The organism is Rathayibacter sp. VKM Ac-2928, from assembly GCF_022815545.1.
GTDB lineage: Bacteria > Actinomycetota > Actinomycetes > Actinomycetales > Microbacteriaceae > Rathayibacter > Rathayibacter festucae.
The window spans coordinates 562314-584447 of sequence record NZ_JALGRU010000003.1; the positions used below are offsets into that span (position 1 = coordinate 562314).

Below are 22134 nucleotides of genomic sequence, written 5' to 3' on the forward strand. Positions count from 1 at the left end.
GCGGCCCGCCGCGCTCACCGGAAAGCCTCACCGTGACTCCTCGACACCGCCGTCCGTCCGCGCTCGCCCTCTCCTCCCTCGCGATCGGCGCCCTCGCCGTGACGGGCCTCGTCGCGGGGCCGGCCTCTCCGGCACTCGCGGCCGACGGTGCGATCAGCGGCACGATCACGACGCCCGCGGTCGCGGGCACGCACCGCTACGTGGTGCAGGCCTGGGACCTCGACGACGATCCGCAGGACGCCGAGCTCGCCGCCTCGACGGCGATCGAGCTCGGCGCCGGCGCGAAGGGCGGCTACACGCTCTCCGGCCTCGACGACGGCTCCTACGTCGTCCGCGTGGTCGAGAAGCCGGCGGACGGCGGCGTCCCGGCCGTCGCCGACCGGTTCTGGCTGGACACCGACTGGGTCGGCGACTCGACGCAGGTCACCGTCGCGGGCGGCACCGTCGACGCGGTCGACCTCGCTCCCACCGCCTGGTCCTTCTCCTCCGCTCGCCTCTCGGGCAGCGACCGCTACGGCACCTCCGTCGCCAGCACCCAGTCCGTCGATCCGGGCGTGCCCGTGCTCTACATCGCGAGCGGAGCAGGCTGGGCCGACGCGCTCAGCGCCGCACCCGCCGCCGCGGTCCAGGGCGGCGCGCTGCTCCTGACCGACCCGGACCAGCTCTTCCCGGTCACGAGCGCCGAGATCACGCGGCTCGCCCCGAAGAAGGTCGTCGTCGTCGGCAGCGAGCTGACCGTCTCGGCCGCCGTCTACTCGCAGATCGACGCCGTCGCCGGCACCGTCGTGCGGATCGGCGGCACCGACCGCTACGACACCTCGCGGAGGATCGTCGCCGACGCCTTCCCGGCCGGCTCGGCCGAGGACGTCTTCCTCGCCACCGGGGGCAACTTCCCCGACGCCCTCTCCGTCGGGCCGGTCGCCGGCCGCCTGGGCGAGCCCGTGCTCCTCGTCGACGGCGCGAATGCCGCCCTCGACGCCGCCACCCGCGCGGCGGTCTCGCGCCTGGACCCGACGACCGCGGTCGTGCTCGGCCAGGAGCCGTCGATCTCCGCGGGCATCCAGACCGAGCTCACCTCGGCCGGACTCGTCGACCGGACCACGCGGATCGGCGGCGAGAGCCGCTACGCGACCAGCCGCCTGATCAACGAGGCGTACGCGCCCGCCGAGCTCACCGACACCACCTACCTCGCCTCGGGCGAGGGCTTCGCCGACGCGCTCTCCGGAGCCGCGATCGCCGCCGCGGCCGGCTCGCCGATCTCGCTGAGCCGGCCCGAGTGCGTTCCGGCCGCCACGGTCGACTCGCTGAAGCGCCTGCACCTCGACTACGCGGTCGTCCTCGGCAGCGAGCTCACGCTCTCGGCCGCGGTCGGACGCGTCGCAGCCTGCTGACCCGGTGACCACCGGAACCCGCGCCCTCCTCCTCGGCATCGAGACCGGCGGCACCAAGGTCGTCGCCGCGGTCGCCGCGCAGGAGGACCCCGAGCGGATCCTCGCGAAGACGACCCTGCCGACCCGCGGCCCCGCGGAGACCCTCGGCGACCTGGCCGCGTTCACCCGCGACCACGGAGTCGAGGGCTCCGTCGCGGCGATCGGCGTCGCCTCGTTCGGCCCGCTCGACATCGACCCCGTCTCCCCCGGCTACGGCCGGCTCACCTCCACACCCAAGCTCGGCTGGGAGGGCACCGACGTGCTGTCCCCGCTCGAGGCCGCGGCGCCCGGCGCCCGCACCGCGCTCGTGACCGACGTCAACGGCGCCGCCCTCGGCGAGGCGCGCTGGGGCGCGGGGCAGGGCGAGCCGGACTTCGTCTACCTCACCGTCGGCACGGGAGTCGGTGGCGGCATCATCGCCGGCGGCCGCCTGCTCGCCGGCAGCGGCTGGCCCGAGGTGGCGCACGTGCTGCCGCGCCGGCACCCGGAGGACCGCTTCGAGGGCACCTGCCCGTTCCACGGCGACTGCCTCGAGGGGCTCGTCGCCGGTCCGGCGATCTCGGCGCGCTGGGGCGTGGACGGCTCGAGCCTCGGACCGGAGGACGCGGCCGCGAACCTGCGCTTCAGCTCCTACTACCTCGCCCAGCTCGTGACGACGCTCGCGTACGTCGCGGGCGTCCGCCTCGCGATCGTCGGGGGCGGCGTCGCCAAGACGCCCGGCCTGCTCGCCGCCACCGAGGCGGAGGTGGAGCGCCTGATGGGCGCCCCCGGTGCGAACGGCACCGGCGCCGCCCACCTCCGCCTGGTCCCCCCGGCCCTCGGCGACGAGGCCGGCGTCCGCGGCGCCCTCTCCCTGGCGCAGTCCCTGCTCTGACGCGCGCCCTCTGCCTCCTTCGCGAGATGCCACTTATGAGCGCGACACGCCGACGCGGGCGCTCACAAGTGGCATCTCACGGGAAGTGAGGAGGGGCTACAGGGCGTCGAGGTCGCGGAGGGCCGCCAGGGCGCGGTCGAGGCGGTCGGGCTCGGGTTCGTCCCACCACTTGGGGCCGCGCTCGCCGAGGCCGTGCTTGGCCAGGCCGGTCCGCGTGCGGGCGGCGGCGACTGCGTCCTCGTCTCCGGCCTTCTTCGCCGTGCGCACGCCGGAGCGGCCGCGGCCGAGGTGCGACTTCAGCGCCGCGACGACGTCCTCGGGGAGGCTCGGGTCGGTCCGGCGCCAGCGGCGGCCGTTGACGACCAGCCAGCGTCCGTCAGCGGTGGGGCCGTCGGCGAGAGGCTCTTCAGCGGTGGGTCCGTCGGCGACGGGCTCATCGGCGGTGGGCTCTTCGGTGCTCACGACGCGGCGTGCGCCAGAGCCGAGTAGGCCCGCTCGGGGCCGGTCGTCCCGGTGAGCGCCGCGGACAGCTCGTCCAGCCGCTCCCGCGCCGCGCCGTCCAGCGCGAGCATCCGCCGCGCGGCGTCCGCCAGCTCATCGACGGTCGCACCGTTCGGATCGAGCACCTCCGCGACCCCCGCGTCCTCCAGCGCCGCGGCCCCCGCGAACTGGTCCGTCGAGAACGGCAGCACGACCAGCGGCACCCCGGCCGTCATCGACTCCGTCACGCTGTTGTTGCCGCCGTGCGTGACCGCCAGCGCGGCCCGGCCGAGCAGCGTCACCTGCGGCAGGAAGCCGCGCACCAGCCAGCCCGAGGGCACGTCGCCCAGGGCCGACGCCTCGGTCGCGCCCGAGGCCAGCGCGACGCGCACCGGCCGCCCGTCGACGGAGACGCCGGCCAGCGCCGCCACCACCCGCGCGAGCACGTCGTCGCGCACCGAGAGGAAGCTGCCGAAGCTCACGTAGACGACCGGGTCGTCCGAGGCGGCCAGCCACTCCTCCACCTCCGAGTCGCGCGGCTCGCCGCGGACGGCCGAGCCGAGGAAGGCGTGCGGTGGGAGCTGCGCCGTGCGCGCCGCGTCGTGCAGCTCGCCGGGGTAGTTCAGCAGCAGCACGTCGCCGCTCTCGGCGAAGGCGTCGAGGCTGAGCGGCGCGGCCGGGTCGAGCGCGGTCAGCGCGGCGTTCCACTCCGCCGTGAAGGAGTCGCGGACCCGCTCGCAGAGCGCCCGCAGCCGCGCCAGATCCTCGGTCGGCGGCTCGAAGGCGTCGGGCCAGACCGGCGGGAAGCCGTAGACCTCGCCCGGCACCGTCAGTGCGCTCGGGTGCCCGAGCACCACGTCGCCGTAGGGCACGCCGAGTGCCCGCAGCGCGACCCGCGCGGTGAAGGCGAGGTGGTCGACGACGATCGCGTCGGGCCGGACCTCGTCGAGGATCTCGCGCAGCCGCGCGGCGACTCCCGCCGGGTCCCAGAGCAGGTCGGTCAGCCGCTCGCCGGCCTGGTACTCCAGCGTCGGCACCATCCCGCGGCGGGTCGCGTCGAAGAAGCCGCGGAGCGAGTCGCCCTCGTCGGGCGCCTGCTCCTCCGCCCGGATGGTGCCCGGGTTGGAGCCGCGGCCGAGCCGGAGCGGGACGTGCTCGAAGCCGAAGCCGTCGACGATCGAGCGCGTCGCATCGCCGGTCGCGACCACGACGCGCTCGCCGGCCGCGCGCCAGGCAGTGCCGAGGGTCGCCAGCGGCAGCAGGTGCGAGGCGTAGTCGGGGCTGACGATCAGCAGAGTCACGAGGCGCCCAGCACGAGGTCCGAGCCGAGCGGGCGCTCCTGCTCCGCGGTCGCCCGCGCGTAGACGGCGGAGAGCGCGTGCGCCATCGCCTCGATCGTGTAGCGCTCGCGCACCATCGCGCGGCCGCGCTCGGCGGAGTACTCGGCGAGCGGACCGGCGGCGAGGTCGAGCGCGAAGCAGGCGGCGGCGGCGACCGCCTCCTGATCGGAGGTGTCGACGAGGAAGCCGGTCACGCCCTCCTCCACGTAGGTCGCCGGGCCGCCCGTGGCCGGAGCGACCACCGGCAGCCCCGCGGCGAGCGCCTCGAGCAGCGCGATGCCGAACTCCTCCTTGACGCTCGCGCAGACGTAGGCGCCGCCGGCCGCGGCGAGCCCGGGGCGGCCGTGACGCACGGCGCCCAGCCAGCGCGCGACGGTGCCGTTGGGGCGGTGCCCGGCGAGCAGCAGACCGTCCGCTGAGCCGGGCCGGGCGGTGACGGCGCGGATCCGGTCGAGCTGCTCCGTCTCGTCGGGGGTCGGCGCGTCGAGGTCGCCGCCGACCAGGAGGAGGTTCGTGCGGTCGCGCAGCGGCGAGCCGGCCCAGGCCTCGGCCAGCGTCGCCATCCCCTTCACCCGGTGCAGCCGCCCGACGCTGAGCAGCAGCGGCAGCCCGCGGCGCTCGGCCGGCAGCTCGGCGAGGAGCGCGTCGAGGGAGGAGAGGTCGTCGCCGGCGTCGAGGGCGACCGGCTCGCCGGCGGCGGCATCGCGCGCCGCCTCCTCGCCGCGCTCGACCAGCCGGACGTCGATCCCCTCGGGGACGATCGTGTGCCGCTCGGGGTGAGCGGTGATGTCGATGCCGAGCATGTCGCGCATCGTCTCGGCGAGCTCGGCGCGCGGGAAGAGGACGGTGTGCGCGGCGTCGGCGGCGAGCCGCTGCACCAGGCGCACGCGGAACCAGAAGTGCTCGACAGCGTCGCGGTCGCCGAAGTCGGCGCGCGAGAGGGTGCCCGCCTCGTCGAGCCCGGCGATCAGGGCGTGCGGGTCGGGTGCGACGGTGAAGACGACGGGGATCTCCAGCTCGCGCGCGACGGCGGCCGCGGCGAGCGAGCCGACGTCGGCCATCCGCAGGTGCACGACGTCGACGCGGCCGGCCGCGCGGAGGTAGCGGCGGATCCCGCGCTCGGCGGCGATGCGCCGCGGCCAGGCGAGCGGCATCGGCACGGCGGCGCCCACGAACGGCACCGGAGCGAAGCCGTGGCCCGCGGCGGGCAGCTCGGCCAGCGCGCGCTCCGCCTCGGCCCAGGTGCCGCGGGAGAGGGTGAGGACGCGCTCGATGCAGTCCTCCTCCGTCAGCGCGTCGCCGAGGCGGACGAGGAGGGTGGCGATGCCGCCGTTGTCGCCCGCGCCGACGCGGGTGAGCGTCCCGTCGATGTCGGCGTGCACGAAGAGCTGCGCGACGGTGGGGCCGGCGTCGGCGACGGGAGCGATCGCGCGGTCGGCGAGGGCGACGCGCGCGACGGGACCGAGCGGCTCCGGCATCTCGCCGAGGCGGGCGAGCATCAGCGCGGCGTCGTCCGAGGGCCGCTCGCCGAGCGCGTCGGCGGCCGCGGCGCGCGCCTCGAACACCTCGCCCTCGTCGGCGGCGGTGTGCAGGAGGGTCCGCTCGGCGATCGCGCCGGGGACCAGGCCGATCGTCTCGACGTAGCGCGCGCGGACGTCGCGGTCGCGCTCGCCGATCAGCGCACCCTCGAGAGCGAGCGCGACGAGGTCGGGGGTGGAGGACGCCCAGAGCAGCAGGGTGCGCTGCGCGAGCATGCCGGCGAAGCCGCCGTCGCGGACCATGCGCAGCAGCGGGCCGACCGCGGCCGGCCGGGGCAGGCGTCCGCCGAACGCCCAGGCGGCGTGCTCGCGGATGAAGGCGCGCTCGTCGGCGAGCAGCCGCAGCAGCGCGAGGTCGGCCTCCTCGTCGAAGACCTGCGCGAGCGAGTGCACCGCGGCGATGGCGGTGAGCTGGTCGGCGGGGTCGAGGGCCGCGCGGGTGAGCAGGCGGACCGCGCGTCCGCCCCCGTCGCTCACGGCGGCGATCGTCAGGGCGTCGGCCGCCCGGATCGCCTCGAGGAGGGTGGGCGCTGCGCGCACGGCGTCGAGAACGGTCTGCGTGGCCACGGGATCACCTGGTCTGGTCGGAGCGGAGGAGGGCGCGCCTCGGAGACGGCCCCCACGAGCATGCCGCTCCCGACGCTGGGAAATCACTACTTGCGCCGGAACTCCCCCCGCGCTAGCCCCTCCTGTCAAGGGGGTACCACCCGCGACTTCGCTTTCCGCGAGATGCCACTTGTGTACGCGACACGCCGTGAAAAGCGTGCACAAGTGGCATCTCGCGGCGGGGGATCAGGGCGCGAGCCAGTCCAGGAGTCGCGGGAGGGGCCAGGTGGTCACGATGCGGTCGGGCGGGACGCCGAGGCGCTCGGCGCGCTCGGCGCCGTAGTCGAGGAGGCCGAGCTGGCCGGGGGCGTGCGCGTCGCTGTCGATCGAGAAGAGGCAGCCGGCCTCGAGTGCCAGGGCGATCAGCTCGTCCGGCGGGTCCTCCCGCTCGGGGCGGGAGTTGATCTCGACCGCGGTCCCGTGCTCGGCGCAGGCCCGGAAAACGGCGCCGGCGTCGAACGTCGACGGCGGGCGGGTACCGCGCTCCCCCGTGACGAGCCGCCCGGTGACGTGCCCGAGCACCCGGGTCCGCGGATGCGCGGCCGCCGCGACCAGCCGCGCCGTCATCTCGCGGCTCGGCATCCGCAGCTTCGAGTGCGCGCTCGCGACCACGACGTCGAGCCGCGCGAGCATCTCCTCCGACTGGTCGAGCGCGCCGTCCTCCAGCACGTCCACCTCGATCCCGCTGAGCAGCCGCAGCGATCCGGCGTCGAGACCGGCCAGGTGCTCGAGCTGGTCGGCGAGCCGCTCGGCGCTCAGCCCGTGCGCGACCCGCAGCCGCGGCGAGTGATCGGTCAGCGCGAGGTACTCGTGCCCGAGCGCCCGGGCCGCGTCCGCCATCGCCGCGATCGGCGTCGCTCCGTCCGACCACTCGCTGTGGCTGTGCAGGTCGCCGCGGAGGAGGCTCCGCAGCGCGCTCTCGGGCAGGGACGCGGTGCCGCGCAGCTCGGCGAGGTAGTCCGGCACCCGCCCCTCGAGCGCCTGGCGGATGACGGTGAAGGTCGTGTCGCCGATCCCCGGCGCCGCGCGGACCAGCGCGAGATCGGCCCGCTCGCCCTCGGCCATGCCCTCGAGCACGGCGAGCGCCTTCCGGAACGCCTTCGCGCGGTACTTCGACGCCCGCTCCTGCTCGAGCAGGGCGGCGATCTCCTGCAGTGCCGCGAGCGGATCCATGCTCCCGGTCTAGCAGACGCTCGCGCTCCCCTGGGTGATCGCCGAACATCCTTGCCCGCGGCGCAACACGCGATATATCGTGACTTCCATCGACTCGCGCTATATCGCGAGTCGTCCCGGCATCACCAGCAGCAGGATCGCCCCACGAGGGCACAGGAGGAGGAGCACCATGTCGCTCGAGAAATGGCTCGTGCAGGCGGGCGAGACGAAGGTCATCGACCTCGACGTCGTCCGCTCGATCAAGATCGCCCTGGTCGGCGGTCAGATCGACGTCATCGGGCACGACGAGCCCACCGCCCGCGTCGAGGTGCACAGCGTCTCCGGCCGCTCGCTCAAGGTCTCGATGGACGGCGACCGCCTCGAGGTCGACCACATCCAGCTCCGCTGGGACACCGTCGTCGACGTCGCCAAGGGCCTCGGCCGCAAGGGCGACCGCGCCGACATCAGCCTGCTCGTCCCCCGCGGCGTCGCGCTCAAGTTCGACACCGTCTCGGCCGACGGCCTCGTCTCGGGTCTGCACTCGGACGCCCGCGTCTCCACCGTCGGCGGCGACATCGTCATCGACGGCCTGCGCGGCGACATCGAGGCGAACACCGTCCACGGCGAGCTCTCCGTCCGCAACCACACCGGCCGGGTCACCGCGCACACCGTCTCGGGCGACGTCACCACCGCCGGCGCGCTCACCCGCTTCTCCGTCGACGGCGTCTCGGGCAGCGTCTTCGTCGACGCCGAAGACGCACCGGACGAGATCCAGTGCAACACCGTCAGCGGCGACCTCACGATCCGGATCGACGAGGGCCTCGGCGCCCGCTACCGGATCAACACCGCCACCGGCACGCTCCAGCTCGACGGCGAGGTGGTCAAGGGCACGTTCGGCCGCGGCTACACCGCGACCACCGGCTCGCTCGACTCGAAGTGGGTCGACGTCACCGCCAACTCGGTGACCGGCGCCGTCACCGTCGTCCGCCGCTCCCCCGCCGCTCCCGCCGCGCAGCGCCTCACCGACGCGAGCGCGCTGTGAGCCCCGTCTTCGCGCACGGCCGCCTGCGCCTCTACCTGCTCAACCTCCTCGCGGAGTCGCCCAAGCACGGCTACGAGCTGATCCAGGCGCTCAGCGAGCGCTTCGGCGGCACCTACGCCCCGAGCGCCGGCACGGTCTACCCGCGCCTGGCGAAGCTCGAGGAGGAGGGCCTGGTCACCAAGGAGGCCGACGGCCGCAAGACCGTCTACTCCATCACCGACGCCGGCCGCGCCGAGCTGGCGAACCGCGCGACCGACCTCGGCGACATCGAGGAGGAGCTGACCGACTCCGTCCGCCGCCTGGCCGACGAGGTGCGGCTCGGCGTCGCGGAGGCGATGAAGAGCCTGCGCGCCGATCTGGCGAGCGCCGCCCGCGACTCGCGCCCGTCGCGCGGCGGTCCGGAGCACTCGGCCGAGACGCCCGCCCCGGCGGAGTCGACGCAGGACTCGACCTCGGGCTCGACCACCGGCGAGCGCCCGCAGGACGCCCCGCCCGCCGAGAACCCCGCCGCCGACACCGCCGCGGTCGACGCGCGCACCGCCTCCCGGCTCGCCCTGCGCGACGCCGAGGTGCTGCTCACCGAGTTCCGCGACGAGCTGCGCGCCGAGCTGCGCACGGCCGCCGCGCACGGCTCCGTGAGCGCGGCGACCACGGACGCCCTGCGCAGCGCGCTCGACCAGGCGCGCGCGGCGGTCCGCTCCACGCTGAGCTGACGCCCACCGCACCACCGCACCACCGCTGACGGCGGGGATCCCCTCGGGGGTCCCCGCCGTTCGGCTGTCCTCCGCTGCCGCCGCGCTGCACGACGAAGGACTCGTGGCCCCGGCCCGTCCGACGGGATCGGGCGGCTCCTCCGTGCCGGAGCGGTTCCGACGTGCCGGAGACACGCCGACTGACCGGTGCCGGAGGCTCGGCTCGCTCGATCGGCTCGGGCTCGTGGAATCAGCCGGTTCCGGCGTGCCGTACTGGTTCTCGCGTGCCGGAGGTGGCCGTGGTGAAACTTCGGCTCGCGGATCCGGCTCGCGCTCGCGGAATCGGGCGGTTCCGGCGTGCCCAAGCGGTTCTCACGTGCCGGAGGAGGCCGGTGGCGGATGTTCGGCTCCCAGTTCCGGCCCGGGCACGCGGAATCGGACGGTTTCCACGTGCCGGAGCAGATTCCGCGCGCCGGAGGTGGCCCGGGCGTAAATCCGGCTCGCGGTTCAGGCCCGGGCTCGCGGGATCGCACGGTTCCGACGTGCCAGAGCTGTTCTCGCGTGCCGGAGGTGGCCGGGACGGATCTTCGGCTCGCGATTCAGGCCCGGGCTCGCGAGATCGCACGGTTCCGACGTGCCAGAGCTGTTCTCGCGTGCCGGAGGTGGCCGGGACGGATCTTCGGCTCGTGATTCAGGGCCGGGCTCGCGAAGTCTTCCCCGGCTGGCGGAATCGGGCGATTGCGGCATGCGGGGGAGGTTCTCACGCGCCGAGGATGGGCGGACTGTCCAGGACCGTAGGTTCGGCTCGCGAAGTCGGCCTCGGCTCGCGGAATCGAACGGTTTCAGCGTGCCGGAGGAATTTCCGCGTGCGGGAGGCAGCCGGGGCGAATCCTCGGCTCGTGGTTTCGGCCTCGGCTCGCGGAATCGGGCGGTTTCAGCGTGCCGGACTGTTTTCCACGTGCCGGAGGTGCATGGGGCGGATGCTCGACTCGTGGTTTCGGCCTCGGCTCGCGGAATCGGGCGGCATCAGCGTGCCGGAGCGGCTGCCGCGTGCCGGAGGTGCTCGGCGCTGATGTTCGGCTCGCCGTTTCGGCCCGGGCTCGCGGAATCGAACGGCTTCAGCGTGCCGGAGCGGTTTCCACGTGCCGGAGGTGGTCGGGGCGGCGGGCCGCCGACCGCTCGGTTCGGACGACGGCACCGCGCGCCACCCTCGCCGAACCTCGTCCCGCCGACCGCGCTCCCACCCGCCCCTTGCGCTCCGCCGCTCCAGGACTATATTTCCTATAGGATCTTTTGTGCGACCAACGCCGGTCGCAATCGAGCGCAATGGAGCACTGATGAGCGAGAGCACACCCGCGCGGACCGTCCAGGGGGCGCCGAACCTCCAGGGGGCGCAGTCCTGGGACGGCGTCGACTGGAACCCCGACAGCTGGACCGCCGAGACCTGGCCGATCGCCACCTGCCTGCACGGCATCCCGCCCGTCGGCCGCGACGGCGTCGCCCTGCACGACGCGGCCCCCGAGGTCTGGGACGACATGTTCGCCCAGGTCGAGCAGGTCGGCTTCACCCTCGCCGAGCTGGCCGACAGCCACGTCCGCCCGGCGGACCTCGAGCCCTCGCGCCGCGACGAGTTCCTCAGCATCGCGAAGTCGCACGGCATCGGCATCCCCTCGGTGCACCTGCAGCGCCAGAGCGTGATCATGCCCGGGCACGAGGAGAAGAACCTCGCCTACGCGCACCGCACCATCGACGCAGCCGCCGAGTGGGGCATGCAGGTCTTCTCGACCGGACTGCACCAGCCGTTCAGCGCCGCGCAGAAGCGCGCGCTCTGGTTCTGGACCGCCGAGGGCCCCAAGGACCCCGACGACCCCGACGTCTGGAACGCCGCCGTCAGCCGCATCCGCGAGCTCGGGAAGCACGCCGCCGACGTCGGGCTCCCGCTCGCACTCGAGCTCTACGAGGACACCTACCTCGGCACCGCCGACAGCGCCGTCCGCTTCGTCGAGGAGGTGGGCCTGGACAACGTCGGCCTCAACCCCGACGTCGCGAACCTCATCCGCCTGCACCGCCCGGTCGAGGACTGGCGCGAGCTGTTCGCGAAGACCCTCCCCTACGCCAACTACATGCACGTGAAGAACTACACCCGCGACGAGTCGGCCGACGGCTCCTGGGCCACCTCGGTCCCCTCGACCATGGAGGCCGGTCTCATCAACTACCGCCAGGTCCTGCGCGACGCGGTGGAGGGCGGCTTCCGCGGCATCCTCCTCGCCGAGCACTACGGCGGCGACAGCCTCGGCATGTGCTCGACCAACCAGACCTACATCCGCTCGCTGCTGCCCCGCGCGGCCCGGGCCTCGCAGTAAGGAACGACAGACATGAGCGACACCACCGGCACCACCACCCCGACCGCGCGCACCATCGCCGTCGTCGGCTCCGGCTACATGGGCGGAGGCATGGCCCAGGTCCTCGCGCTCTCCGGCGCCACCGTCGTCATCGCCGACATCTCCGAGGAGATCGCCCGCAGCAACTACGAGCGACTGCTCACCGAGACCGCGCAGTTCGTCGCCGACGGCCTCTTCCCCGAGGACGCCGTCGAGCGCATCCGGCAGAACCTCTCCCCCGCCGCCTCGATCGAGGAGGCGGTCGCGACCGCCGACTTCATCGAGGAGGCCGTGCCCGAGAAGATCGAGATCAAGCACGAGACCCTCCGCCGGATCAGCGCCGCCGCGCGCCCCGACGCCGTGATCGGCTCGAACACCTCGACGATCCTGATCGGCTCGCTGGCCGAGGCCGTGACGAACCCCGAGCGCTTCCTCGGCGTGCACTTCTCCAACCCCGCGCCCTTCATCCCCGGCGTCGAGCTGATCCCGCACGAGGGCACCGCCGAGAGCGCGATCGCCCTGGCCGAGGAGATCGTCGCGGCGACCGGCAAGGAGACCGCCCGGGTCAAGGACTCCACCGGCTTCGTGCTCAACCGCCTGCAGTACGCGCTCTTCCACGAGGCGACGCAGATCGTCGAGGAGGGCATCGCCACCCCTGAGGACATCGACACGATCGTCCGCACCACCTTCGGCTTCCGCCTCCCCGTCTTCGGCCCGTTCGCGATCGCCGACATGGCCGGACTCGACGTCTACGCCTTCTGCTACGCCTCGCTGCAGACCCGCTGGCCCGAGCGCTTCGCCACCCCGGAGTCGCTGGCCGCGCTGGTCGACGCCGGGAAGTTCGGCACCAAGTCCGGCGCCGGCTACCTCGACGTGCCCGCCGAGCGGACCGCGGAGCTGATCGCGTACCGCAACCGCGCCTACGTCGCCATCAAGAAGCTGATGGACGAGCTCGGCCCCGCGCCGATCGCCTGACGCGCCGACCGAGAAGGAGCACCCTCATGACCGCATTCCCCGAGTCCCGGACCGTCGTCCTCACCGGCGCCGCGTCCCCGCGCGGCATCGGCCGCTACTCCGCCCACCACCTCGCCGAGCTCGGCTGGAACGTCGGGATCATCGACCTGCACGCCGAGGCCGCGCAGGAGGTGGCCGCCGAGATCGCCGAGCAGCACGGCGTCCAGGCCGCCGGAGCCGGCGCGAACGTCGCCGACGACGCGCAGGTCCGCGCCGCCTTCGACACGCTCGAGGCCGCCCTCCCGCCCGTCGTGGCGCTGGTCAACCTGGCCGGGATCGCCTCCCCCGTCTCCTACCTCGAGGTCACCCCCGAGGAGTGGCAGCGGGTCCTCGACGTCAACCTCAACGGCGTGCACTTCAGCACTCGCCGCGCGGTGGAGTCGATGGTCACCCGCGGCGTCGGCCGCGTCGTCAGCCTCTCCTCCGTCTCCGCCCAGCGCGGCGGCGGCACCTTCAGCAAGACCGCCTACTCCGCGGCCAAGGCCGGCGTGATCGGCTTCACCCGCAGCGTCGCCCGCGAGCTCGGCGGACAGGGGATCACCGTCAACGCGATCTCCCCCGGCCCGATCGACACCGACATCATGGGCGGCACCCTCACCGAGGAGCGCAAGACGGCCATGGCCGCCGACGGCGTGCTCCCGCGCATCGGCACACCCCGCGACATCGCCGCGGCGATCGCGTACCTCATCAGCGAGGACGCCGGCTTCGTGACGGGTCAGACCCTGAACGTCGACGGCGGCCTCTACATGCACTGATCCCCTTCGACTCTGATCCCCCCTCGGCACTGATCCCCTTCAGCTCTGGAACGGACGTCCCCATGAACAAGCTCACCGGAACCTGGTCGCTCGGCCGCTGGATCTTCCTCGGCGTCGGCGTGATCCTCGTCGCCGTCGGCATGGCGCAGATCCTGCCCGCGCTCGGCTCTTGACCCCTTCCTCCCACCCCTCATCGCATTCGGCCGACTCAAAGGAGAGCGCCTTGACCACCTCGTCCCCAGCCCTCGGATCCACTCGTGATCCCGCGCTGAAATCCGCCATCTCGAAGGCGTCGCGGCATTTGATGCCGATGCTCGTCATCCTCTACTTCGTCGCGTTCCTCGACCGCACCAACGTCGGCTTCGCCGAGGAGGCGCTCTCGGTCGACCGCGGCATCTCCGACGGCGCGTTCGCGCTCGGCGCCGGCATCTTCTTCATCGGCTACGCGATCTTCGAGATCCCGAGCAACCTGCTGCTCAAGCGCTTCGGCGCCCGGTTCTGGCTGGCCCGCATCGCGGTCACCTGGGGCATCGTCGCCGCGGCGTTCGCCTTCACCACCGGCGACACGATGTTCATCATCCTGCGCTTCCTGCTCGGCGTGACCGAGGCCGGGCTCTTCCCGGGCGTGATCATGTTCCTGTCGGAGTGGTTCCCCAACAAAGTGCGCGTGCAGATGTTCGCGATCTTCTACCTGGCGCAGCCGTTCTCGCAGATGCTCGGCGCCCCGCTCAGCGGCGGCCTGATCAGCGTCGGCAACCAGATCACCCCGTGGGAGGGCTGGCAGGTGATGTTCTTCACCGAGGGCGTGCTCGCGGTGCTCGCCGGGATAGCGGCGCTGAAGTTCCTGACGAACCATCCGCAGAAGGCGAAGTGGCTGACGCAGGGCGAGAAGGACTCCTTGACGGCGGCGATGGAGCGCGAGGACACCGTGCGCCAGGCCGACGGCCCGACCGGCATCTGGAAGGCGATGGCCAGCTGGAAGGTCTGGTACTTCACGATCATCTACTTCTGCCTGCAGATCGCGGTCTACGGCACCACGTTCTACCTCCCGCAGCAGGTCGCGAACCTGATCGGGCAGGACGTCGGCTTCCAGGTCGGCCTCGTCTCGGCCATCCCGTGGCTGGTGGGACTGTTCGCCTGCTACTACGTCGGACAGCACGCCAACACGATCCGCCGCCGCCGCTCCTGGGGCGCGATGTTCTACATCTTCACCGGCCTGTCGATCTTCGGCTCGGCCTGGGCGGGGGCGGCCGGCCAGCCGATCCTCGGCCTGCTGTTCATCACCCTGGCGGTGGCGAGCTTCCTCTCCGTCGGACCGATCACCTGGGCCTACCCGACCGCGTTCCTCACCGGAGCGGCGGCCGCGGCCGGCATCGGCCTGATCAACTCGCTCGGCAACCTGGGCGGATTCGTCGCCCCGCTGATGCGCAACGGCTTCAACGAGGCCGTGCCCACCGAGAGCGGGGTGTGGGGAGTCGTCTCCCTCGGCGTCTTCGCCTTCCTCGCCGCCGCCATGATGTTCTGCACCAAGTTCTTCCGCGGCTCCAAGGCGGACGAGCTGCTCGAGACCACGAGCGTCCAGGCGGGCCACTGACCCGCCGCCACCAGTCGAACAGCCCGCGCCGTGCGCGGCCCATGCTGATCGAGTAGCCCGCTGAGCGGGCGTATCGAGATCCACCGTTCTGCAGGACGCCGGGTCTCGATACGCCGCTCCGCGGCTACTCGACCAGCATGAAGGGGCTCATCGCCTGCATATCGGACAGCCCGGCCGACGGCCGGTCCCCCTGCCGATCAAGCAGCCCGCGCCTCGCGCGGCCCATGCTGATCGAGTAGCCCGCGCAGCGGGCGTATCGAGATCCACCCCCTGCAGACGCCGGGTCTCGATACGCCCCTACGGGGCTACTCGACCAGCATGAATGCAGGCGCCGACCCCCGCGCAGCCGCAGCGTCAGCGGACGGAGTCGCGGCGCGAGCGCTCGCGCACCCGCTCGATGTGCACGCGCATCGCCGCCGCCGCCGCCTCCGGCCCGGCCGCGAACGCGTCGACGATCGCGCGGTGCTCCAGCACGGCGTCGTCCGCATCGCTGACGCCGGTCTGCACGGTCTGGCGCATCCGATGCACGCGCGTGGAGATCGCCTCGGACATGTCGATCAGGAACGGGTTGTGCGTGCCCTCGAAGATCAGGTGGTGGAAGTTCCAGTCCACCGCGAAGTACTCGCGCAGCAGCGCCACCGGCAGCTCGCCCTCGGTCGAGGCCGCGCGCACGACGGCGGTCATCGCCTCGTGCGCGGCGAGCGCCTCCTGCAGCCGCGGCACCAGCGCCGCCTCGTGCGCCGAGGCGAGCGCCGCCGCGCCGCTCTCGAGCACCAGCCGCGCGTCGAAGAGCGCATCGAGCTGGTCGTCGGCGAGCGGCGGCGCCACCCGGTAGCCCTTGTTGGCCACCCGGGTGACGAGGCCGGTCCGCTCCAGCTGCACGAGCGCCTCGCGCACCGGCGTCGGCGAGACGCCGAGCTCGCGCGCCACCGCGTCGATCGACAGGCGCATGCCCGGCTCGATGTCCGGGCCGAGCAGCACGTCGAGCACGCGCTCGTAGACGTGGTCGCGCAGCCCCCGCCGCTCGATCGACTCCGCGCCGGTCAGGCGGAACACGGCGTCGGTCATCACAGCCTCGCGGGTCGGTGCGGAAGGGGCGCGCCGCGGATCACCCGGTTCGGGGCGCTCGGCACAGCGGTCGGCTCAGCTTACGCAGTCGCTCCCGAGCGCTCGTACGCGACGATCTCCTCCACCTTCGCGGCCGAGGCGCTCGACTCGTCGAAGACGTAGCCGAGCCACTCCCGCACGTTCCGCCGGGCGACCTCGATGCCGACGACGCGCTGCCCCATGCAGAGCACCTGCGCGTCGTTCGAGAGCACGCCGCGCTCCACCGAGAAGGAGTCGTGCGCCGTCACAGCGCGGATCCCCTCGACCTTGTTCGCCGCGATGGCGACGCCCAGGCCGGTGCCGCAGATCAGCAGCGCCCGGTCGGCCTCGCCGCGCGCGACCAGCTCGGCCGCCGCGATCGCGACGCTCGGGTAGGGCGTGTGCGACTCCGCGTCCACGCCGACGTCGACGACCGAGACGACCCGGTCGTCGGCCTCGAGATCCCGCTTCAGGATCTCCTTGTAGTCGTAGCCGGCGTCGTCGGATCCGACGACGATCCTCCAGGTGGTGCTCATGCGGTCTCTCCTTCGTGGGTGGTCGGTGCAGTCGTGGACGGTGCGTCCGTGGTCGATGCGGTGCCGGAGGCGGCACCGAGCTGCGGCGCGATCGCCTCGACGATCAGCGCGAACGAGATCGCGCCGGGGTCGGGCGTCCCGAGCGACTTCTCGCCGTGCGAGCGCGCGCGACCGAGTCCGGGCATCAGATCGGAGGTGGCGTCGGCGGCCGAGCGCGCGGCCCCGGCGGCGGCGCCCCACGCGTCGGCGAGCGCGTCGCCCGCACCGGCCCGCTCCGCCAGCGTCTCGGCGAACGGCACCAGCGCGTCCACCATCGTCTTGTCGCCGACGCTCGCCTTCCCGTAGCCGCGCACGGCGTCGGAGGCGGCGGTCACTCCCGCGCTCACCTCGCGCGCGCTCACGGCGCGGTCGTCGCCGAGCGCCTCGCCGACACTGCGGAGGATGACCCCCCACAGCGCGCCGGAGGTCCCGCCCGCGCGGTCCGACCAGGCGTCGCCGGCCCGGGTGAGCAGCGTCTGCGCGCCCGCCCCGCGCTCGAGCACGTCGGCGGCCTCCTGCGCGGCCGCCCGCGCCCCGCGCTGCATGCCGATGCCGTGGTCGCCGTCGCCCGCGATCGAGTCCAGACGGCCGAGCTCGTCGGCGTTCGCGTCGATCACGTCGCGGATCGCCGCGATCGCGTCGGACAGCCGTGCCGCCGCGGCGCGCGACTTCTCCGAGGCCTCGCCGACCTCGGCGGCGACCTCCTCGGCCTGCGTCGCGGTGACAGCCACGAGCGCGCCGCCGTCGACCGCCCCGGTGCGGAAGGCCGGCGTGTCGCTCGGCGCCGTCCACAGCGTCTCGAGCTCCTCGTCGACCCAGAACAGCGTCAGCGAGACGCCGGCCATGTCGAAGCTGGTGCAGAACTCGCCCACCTGCGGGTCGACGAGGGTGATCCCGCGCGCCTCGAGCAGATCGGCGATCGTGCTGAAGACGACGAACAGCTCCTCGCTCTTCACCGAGCCGAGCCCGTTCAGCACCGGGACGACCCGGGCGCCGTCGACGCTCACGCCCTCGGGGATCTCGGCGTCGGCGAGCAGGTGCGTCACGAACAGCTCGGCGAGCTCCGCAGCGCTCGGGATGTCGACCTCGTCGATCCCGGGCTCGCCGTGGATGCCCAGGCCGACCGCCATCCTGCCCTCGGGCACCGAGAACAGCGGCTCGTCGGCTCCGGGCAGCGTGCAGCCGGTGAAGGCGACGCCGAGCGAGCGGGTGCGCGCGTTGCCGAGCACGGCCACCCGCTCCACGTCGTCGATCGCGTAGCCCGCGGCGGCCGCGGCCCCGGCCACCTTGAAGACGGTGAGGTCGCCGGCGATCCCGCGGCGCTTGTGCGCCTCCTCGGGCTTCGCGCTGAAGATGTCGTCGGTCACGGTGACGGTGCGGCAGTCGATGCCGTCGGCGAGCACCGCGTCCTGCGCGGCGGTGAAGTGCAGCACGTCGCCGGCGTAGTTGCCGTAGCTGAGCAGCACGCCGCGGCCCTGCTCGCTCGCGCGGATCACCGACTCGACCTGGTGCGCCGAGGGAGAGGCGAAGAGGTTGCCCATCGCGGCGCCGTGGGCGAGGCCGGGCCCGACCAGTCCGGCGAAGGCCGGGTAGTGGCCCGAGCCGCCGCCGATGACCACCGCGACCTCGGGCTCCTCGGAGCGGGTCGAGCGGGAGACGCCGCCGACCACCTTGCGGACCCAGCGGCCGTTGGCGCGGACGAAGCCGTCGACCATGTCGTCGGCGAAGTCGGCGGGTTCGTTCCAGAGACGGGTCATGCTCGTCGGCTCCTCATCATCGAGTGGGCCGGCCCTCCGGCCGGACCCGTCGATCCTATAGGATTTTCACCGCTCGCTCCAGGCGGCCGAGGCAGGTCGCCTACTGCCGCCCCACCGCCAGCGCCTCCTCCTCGACATCGAGGAACGCCAGCGCGCTGCGCACCGCCGGCTCCTGGTAGCGCCCCTCGGCGCGCGCCTTCAGCACCGCCTCGCGCTCGGCCGCGATCATCACGCGCCGCAGCCGGTTGTAGGAGTGGGTCAGCGGCTCCGCACCCTCCCCCTCCGGCGGGTTCTCCAGCGCGTCCGCGAGGAACACCGCGTTCCGCCGCAGCCGGTCGAGCACCCGCTCCTCGACGCCGTCCTGCGGCTCCTGGTCGAGCCGCGCCAGACCGGCCGACTGCGCCTCCGCCAGCAGCATCTGCTTCTCGACGTGCTCCTGCTGCTCGTTCGGCGCCGGCAGCTTGAGCAGCCGCACCACCCGCGGCAGCGCGAGCCCCTCGACCAGCGTCCCCGCGACCACCACGAACGCCAGGAACTGCAGGAACGCCCGCTGCGGCGTCTCCACCGGCAGCAGGAACGCCGCCGCGAGCGTGACGACGCCGCGGATCCCGGCCACGGACACCCCGAGCGCCGTCGGCCAGGTCCAGCCGCGCTGCTGCAGCCGCCGCGGGCCGTGCCGGAAGAGGACGGTGGTCAGGCACATCCAGAGCACCCGGCTGCCGATCAGCGCCGCGAGCAGCGCCGCGCTGATGCCGATCCCCTGCCAGACGCCGATGTCGGAGTCGGCGGTCGCCGCGACCACCGAGGACAGGCTCAGCCCGATGAAGAGGAAGACGGCGTTCTCGAGCAGGAACTGGATGGTGCGCCAGTTCAGCGACTCCGCGATCCGCGCCTGGGCCGACTGGATGACCGGCGCCCGGAAGCCGAGGAACAGCCCCGCGACCACGACCGCGAGCACGCCCGAGCCGTGCAGCAGCTGCGCCGGGATGAACGCGACGTACGGCGTCACCAGCGACAGGCTCGTGTCCAGCACCGAGGAGGACACCTGCTTGCGCACGAAGCCGAGGACGACCGCGATCAGGATGCCGACCCCCGCCCCGACCACGACGGCCAGCACGAAGTCGAGCGCGATCCCGCCGGGCGTCACGGTGCTGACGATCGCGAGCAGCGACGCGTTCAGCGCCACCAGCGCGGTCGCGTCGTTGAGCAGGCTCTCGCCCTCCAGCACCGTCAGCATCCGCCGCGGCAGCCGCAGCCGCCCCGCGATCGCGGTCACCGCCACGGCGTCGGTCGGCGCCACGATCGCGCCGAAGGCCAGGGCCGCGGCGATCGAGATCGCCGGCACCACCGCCCAGGCGACCGCGCCGACCACCAGCACCGTGAAGACGACGAGCCCGACCGAGAGCAGCAGGATGCTGTCGCCGCGGGCGCGGACGTCGAGCACCGAGGTGCGGATCGCCGCCGCGTAGAGCAGCGGCGGCAGGATCCCGTAGAGGACGACGTCCGGCTCGACCACCACCTCGGGGATCCCGGGGACGAAGGAGGCCAGCGCCCCGACGGCGACCAGCGCCACGGGAGCCGACCAGCCCGCCTTGCCCGAGAGCCCCGTCACCAGCACGGTGACGACCACGAACGAGACGATCCAGATGATGGCGACGACCGGTTCCTCCACGCGGCTCCCTCCCGAGAGCCGAGCCTAGGCCCGAGGGCCGACGCTAGGCACCGGCCTCGTGGATGTCGCGGGCCTTGGTCACGCGCCCCGCGTCGACCGGGTTCATGCCGAGCACGATCTTGCCGCGGGAGTGCCGCTTCTCGAGGTCGTCGAACGCGTCCTGGACGAAGCCGTAGGGATAGAAGCCGGAGACCAGCACCCGTAGCTTCTGGTCGCGAACCAGCGCGACCAGCTCGCCGAGGATCTCGGTGTCGCGCCGCGCGGTCTCGGCGTCGGGCCAGACGGCGCGCAGCTCGATCTCCTTGCGGTCGTCGCTGGAGTGGAAGCGGGCCGGCTCGATCCCGAGCTCCTCGGCCAGCGCCGCGTTGTCGCCGCCGAAGTTGTCGAGGAAGACGGTCACGCCGTTCGGCGCCGCGGCGCGGATGCGGTCGGCGATGCCGTCGCCGTAGACGATCGGCTTCACGCCGATCTGGCGGAGGTAGTCGAAGTTGCGCTCGCCGCAGGTGCCCAGCACGGTCGCGCCGCGCAGCTTGGCCAGCTGGATCTCCATGCTGCCCACGCCGCCCGCCGCCGCCGAGACGACCACGGTGTCGTCCGGTCCGATGTGGGTGGCCTCGATCGCGCGCCAGGCGGTGACGCCGGCGAGGAAGAGCGCGCCGCCGACCTCCCAGCTCACCGAGGCGGGCTTGGCGACCAGGTTCTCCCGCGGGACGACGATGTGGGTGGCGTGCGAGCCGACCAGCGCGTGGCCGACGACGTCGCTGCGGAGCTTGAGGTCGGTGACGCCGTCACCGAGGCCGACGACGATGCCGGAGAAGTCGGTGCCCTGGCGCATCGGGAAGGCCGCGGAGTGGTCGGAGTCGAACATCCCGCGCCGGATGAACGCCTCCATGTGGTTCACGCCGGCCGCGAGGACCTCGACCAGCACCTCCCCCGGCCCGGGCTGGGGCCGCGCGATGTCGGCGATCTCGAGCACGTCCACGCCGCCGAAGCGGGAGAACTGGACGGCACGGGCGGAGTCGGAGCGCAGACGGGACATGCGCTCATCATCCGCCCCCGGCGGCGCGACCCCGTGACCCCCGAAAGGGGACGTGCGACGCCGGAGGGGCCGATCGGGCCGTCAGGCGACGGTGCCGGCGTCCCCCTCGGCGACGGCGTCCGGGCAGTAGAGCTGCGTGCGCGGGCCGCTGCGGTCGATCACGTGCTCCGACATCAGGCGGCCGCAGAGCGGGCAGGCGCGGCCGGCGGGAGCCTCGGGCTCGGGCTGGTCGTAGGGCCCGAGCGGCGGCGGGCCGAGCCAGGGGAAGAGCCGCGCGTTGAAGCGCTGGTAGAGGGAGCGGGTCGGCTTGGCCATATGCTTAGTGTACTAATGATCAGTGCGCGAGGGGAAAGGGAGGACGAATCCGTGGAGAACGAAGCCGTGGTGACCGATCCCGGGGACACCGACCCGCTCGCCCTGCGGAACCAGGTCTGCTTCTCGCTCGCCGTGGCCGCCCGCACCGTCATCGGCCTCTACCGCCCCGTGCTCGAGCCGCTCGGCCTCACCCACCCGCAGTACCTGGTGATGCTCGCGCTCTGGGAGCGCGCCCCGCGCTCGCTCGCCGACCTCGGTGCCGCCCTGCACCTCGAGCCCGCCACCCTCAGCCCGCTGGTGAAGCGACTGGAGGCCGGCGGCTACGTCACGCGCGCCCGCAGCACCGAGGACGAGCGCCGCCTCGACGTCGCGCTCACCCCGGAGGGAGCCGCCCTCCGCGAGCGGGCGCTCCAGGTCCCGCCGCAGATCGTCGAGCGCCTCGACCTCCCCCTCGACGAGCTGATCGCCGTCCGCGACACCCTCACCCGCCTGATCGGCGCCGCCACCCGCCCCTGACGCTGCGGGCGAACCGACTGCGGCGACGCGTCATGCCGGTCGAGTAGCCCCGGAGGGGCGTATCGAGACCCACCACCGTCAGCAGGCGGGTCTGCAGACTCGCGTCCTGACGGTGGTGGATCTCGATACGCGCGCTCCGCGCGCTACTCGATCAGCATGGATGCGCCGCGCCCCGCTTCGCCGACCCTGCGCGTCGGAGACTTCCGCTTGCAGAACGAAGGTCTTAACCGAGAAGAGCGGTTCAGGGGTGTGCACACGGCACGCCCCTGAACCGCT

The 22134-nt window shown here is 73.3% G+C and carries 19 protein-coding genes; 9 read left to right on the forward strand and 10 right to left on the reverse strand.

What is annotated here, in order from left to right:
• Positions 1-32: 32 nt before the first annotated feature.
• On the forward strand, positions 33-1391 hold the full coding sequence (locus MT350_RS14030; RefSeq protein WP_243616162.1) for a cell wall-binding repeat-containing protein: 1359 nt from the start codon (positions 33-35) through the stop codon (positions 1389-1391).
• Positions 1392-1395: 4 nt separating this feature from the next.
• Positions 1396-2304, forward strand: a complete 909-nt coding sequence (locus MT350_RS14035) for an ROK family protein (protein ID WP_243600680.1) — start codon at positions 1396-1398, stop codon at positions 2302-2304.
• Between the two features lie 96 nt (positions 2305-2400).
• Here the strand turns inward: MT350_RS14035 and MT350_RS14040 are convergent, their stop codons facing one another.
• The 4 genes from MT350_RS14040 to MT350_RS14055 form a co-directional block, all read right to left on the reverse strand.
• The gene (locus MT350_RS14040) at positions 2401-2670 is read right to left on the reverse strand and encodes a biopolymer transporter Tol (RefSeq protein WP_243616219.1); all 270 of its coding nucleotides are present in this window, start codon (positions 2668-2670) and stop codon (positions 2401-2403) included.
• 92 nt (positions 2671-2762) lie between these two features.
• Positions 2763-4085 carry a glycosyltransferase gene (locus MT350_RS14045; protein ID WP_243616163.1) on the reverse strand — a complete coding sequence of 441 codons (1323 nt, stop codon included), beginning with the start codon at positions 4083-4085 and terminating at the stop codon, positions 2763-2765.
• A complete protein-coding gene (locus MT350_RS14050; RefSeq protein WP_243600682.1) occupies positions 4082-6229 on the reverse strand; it encodes a glycosyltransferase in 2148 nt (715 codons plus the stop codon). Before MT350_RS14050 ends, MT350_RS14045 begins: the two co-directional genes overlap by 4 nt.
• A 225-nt stretch (positions 6230-6454) precedes the next feature.
• Complete coding sequence (locus MT350_RS14055; RefSeq protein ID WP_243616164.1) at positions 6455-7441, reverse strand: PHP domain-containing protein; 987 nt, start codon at positions 7439-7441, stop codon at positions 6455-6457.
• A 169-nt stretch (positions 7442-7610) separates the two neighbouring features.
• Between MT350_RS14055 and MT350_RS14060 the strand changes: the two genes are divergently transcribed.
• From MT350_RS14060 to MT350_RS14085, 6 genes are all read left to right on the forward strand, one after another.
• Positions 7611-8462 (forward strand): DUF4097 family beta strand repeat-containing protein, encoded by an 852-nt coding sequence (locus tag MT350_RS14060; protein WP_243600684.1) that lies wholly within the window; start codon positions 7611-7613, stop codon positions 8460-8462.
• Complete coding sequence (locus MT350_RS14065) at positions 8459-9175, forward strand: PadR family transcriptional regulator (RefSeq protein WP_243600685.1); 717 nt, start codon at positions 8459-8461, stop codon at positions 9173-9175. Before MT350_RS14060 ends, MT350_RS14065 begins: the two co-directional genes overlap by 4 nt.
• A 1316-nt stretch (positions 9176-10491) precedes the next feature.
• Positions 10492-11517, forward strand: coding sequence for a sugar phosphate isomerase/epimerase (locus tag MT350_RS14070; RefSeq protein WP_127887715.1), 1026 nt, complete (start codon positions 10492-10494; stop codon positions 11515-11517).
• Positions 11518-11529: 12 nt separating this feature from the next.
• The gene (locus tag MT350_RS14075; RefSeq protein ID WP_127887716.1) at positions 11530-12510 is read left to right on the forward strand and encodes a 3-hydroxyacyl-CoA dehydrogenase family protein; all 981 of its coding nucleotides are present in this window, start codon (positions 11530-11532) and stop codon (positions 12508-12510) included.
• Between the two features lie 26 nt (positions 12511-12536).
• On the forward strand, positions 12537-13304 hold the full coding sequence (locus tag MT350_RS14080) for an SDR family NAD(P)-dependent oxidoreductase (RefSeq protein ID WP_243600688.1): 768 nt from the start codon (positions 12537-12539) through the stop codon (positions 13302-13304).
• A 304-nt stretch (positions 13305-13608) separates the two neighbouring features.
• Positions 13609-14898, forward strand: coding sequence for an MFS transporter (locus tag MT350_RS14085; RefSeq protein ID WP_243616165.1), 1290 nt, complete (start codon positions 13609-13611; stop codon positions 14896-14898).
• Between the two features lie 354 nt (positions 14899-15252).
• On the opposite strand, the gene MT350_RS14090 is transcribed toward MT350_RS14085, so the two are convergent.
• The 6 genes from MT350_RS14090 to MT350_RS14115 all read right to left on the reverse strand — a co-directional run bounded on the left by MT350_RS14090 (position 15253) and on the right by MT350_RS14115 (position 21342).
• On the reverse strand, positions 15253-15966 hold the full coding sequence (locus MT350_RS14090; protein ID WP_123448089.1) for a GntR family transcriptional regulator: 714 nt from the start codon (positions 15964-15966) through the stop codon (positions 15253-15255).
• Positions 15967-16046: 80 nt separating this feature from the next.
• On the reverse strand, positions 16047-16520 hold the full coding sequence (locus MT350_RS14095) for a ribose-5-phosphate isomerase (protein ID WP_123741040.1): 474 nt from the start codon (positions 16518-16520) through the stop codon (positions 16047-16049).
• Positions 16517-18316: a dihydroxyacetone kinase family protein gene (locus MT350_RS14100; RefSeq protein WP_243616166.1), complete on the reverse strand. Its 1800-nt coding sequence runs from the start codon at positions 18314-18316 to the stop codon at positions 16517-16519. The genes MT350_RS14095 and MT350_RS14100 overlap by 4 nt, the downstream gene beginning before the upstream one ends.
• Before the next feature lie 100 nt (positions 18317-18416).
• Positions 18417-19988: a sodium:proton antiporter gene (locus MT350_RS14105; protein WP_243616167.1), complete on the reverse strand. Its 1572-nt coding sequence runs from the start codon at positions 19986-19988 to the stop codon at positions 18417-18419.
• Between the two features lie 43 nt (positions 19989-20031).
• Positions 20032-21027: an NADP-dependent oxidoreductase gene (locus MT350_RS14110; protein WP_243582151.1), complete on the reverse strand. Its 996-nt coding sequence runs from the start codon at positions 21025-21027 to the stop codon at positions 20032-20034.
• Positions 21028-21108: 81 nt separating this feature from the next.
• On the reverse strand, positions 21109-21342 hold the full coding sequence (locus tag MT350_RS14115) for a hypothetical protein (RefSeq protein WP_160091094.1): 234 nt from the start codon (positions 21340-21342) through the stop codon (positions 21109-21111).
• A gap of 51 nt (positions 21343-21393) precedes the next feature.
• Here MT350_RS14115 and MT350_RS14120 point away from each other — a divergent pair, with 51 nt between their 5' ends.
• Positions 21394-21858 (forward strand): MarR family winged helix-turn-helix transcriptional regulator, encoded by a 465-nt coding sequence (locus MT350_RS14120; protein ID WP_243616168.1) that lies wholly within the window; start codon positions 21394-21396, stop codon positions 21856-21858.
• The last annotated feature ends 276 nt before the right edge of the window (positions 21859-22134 follow it).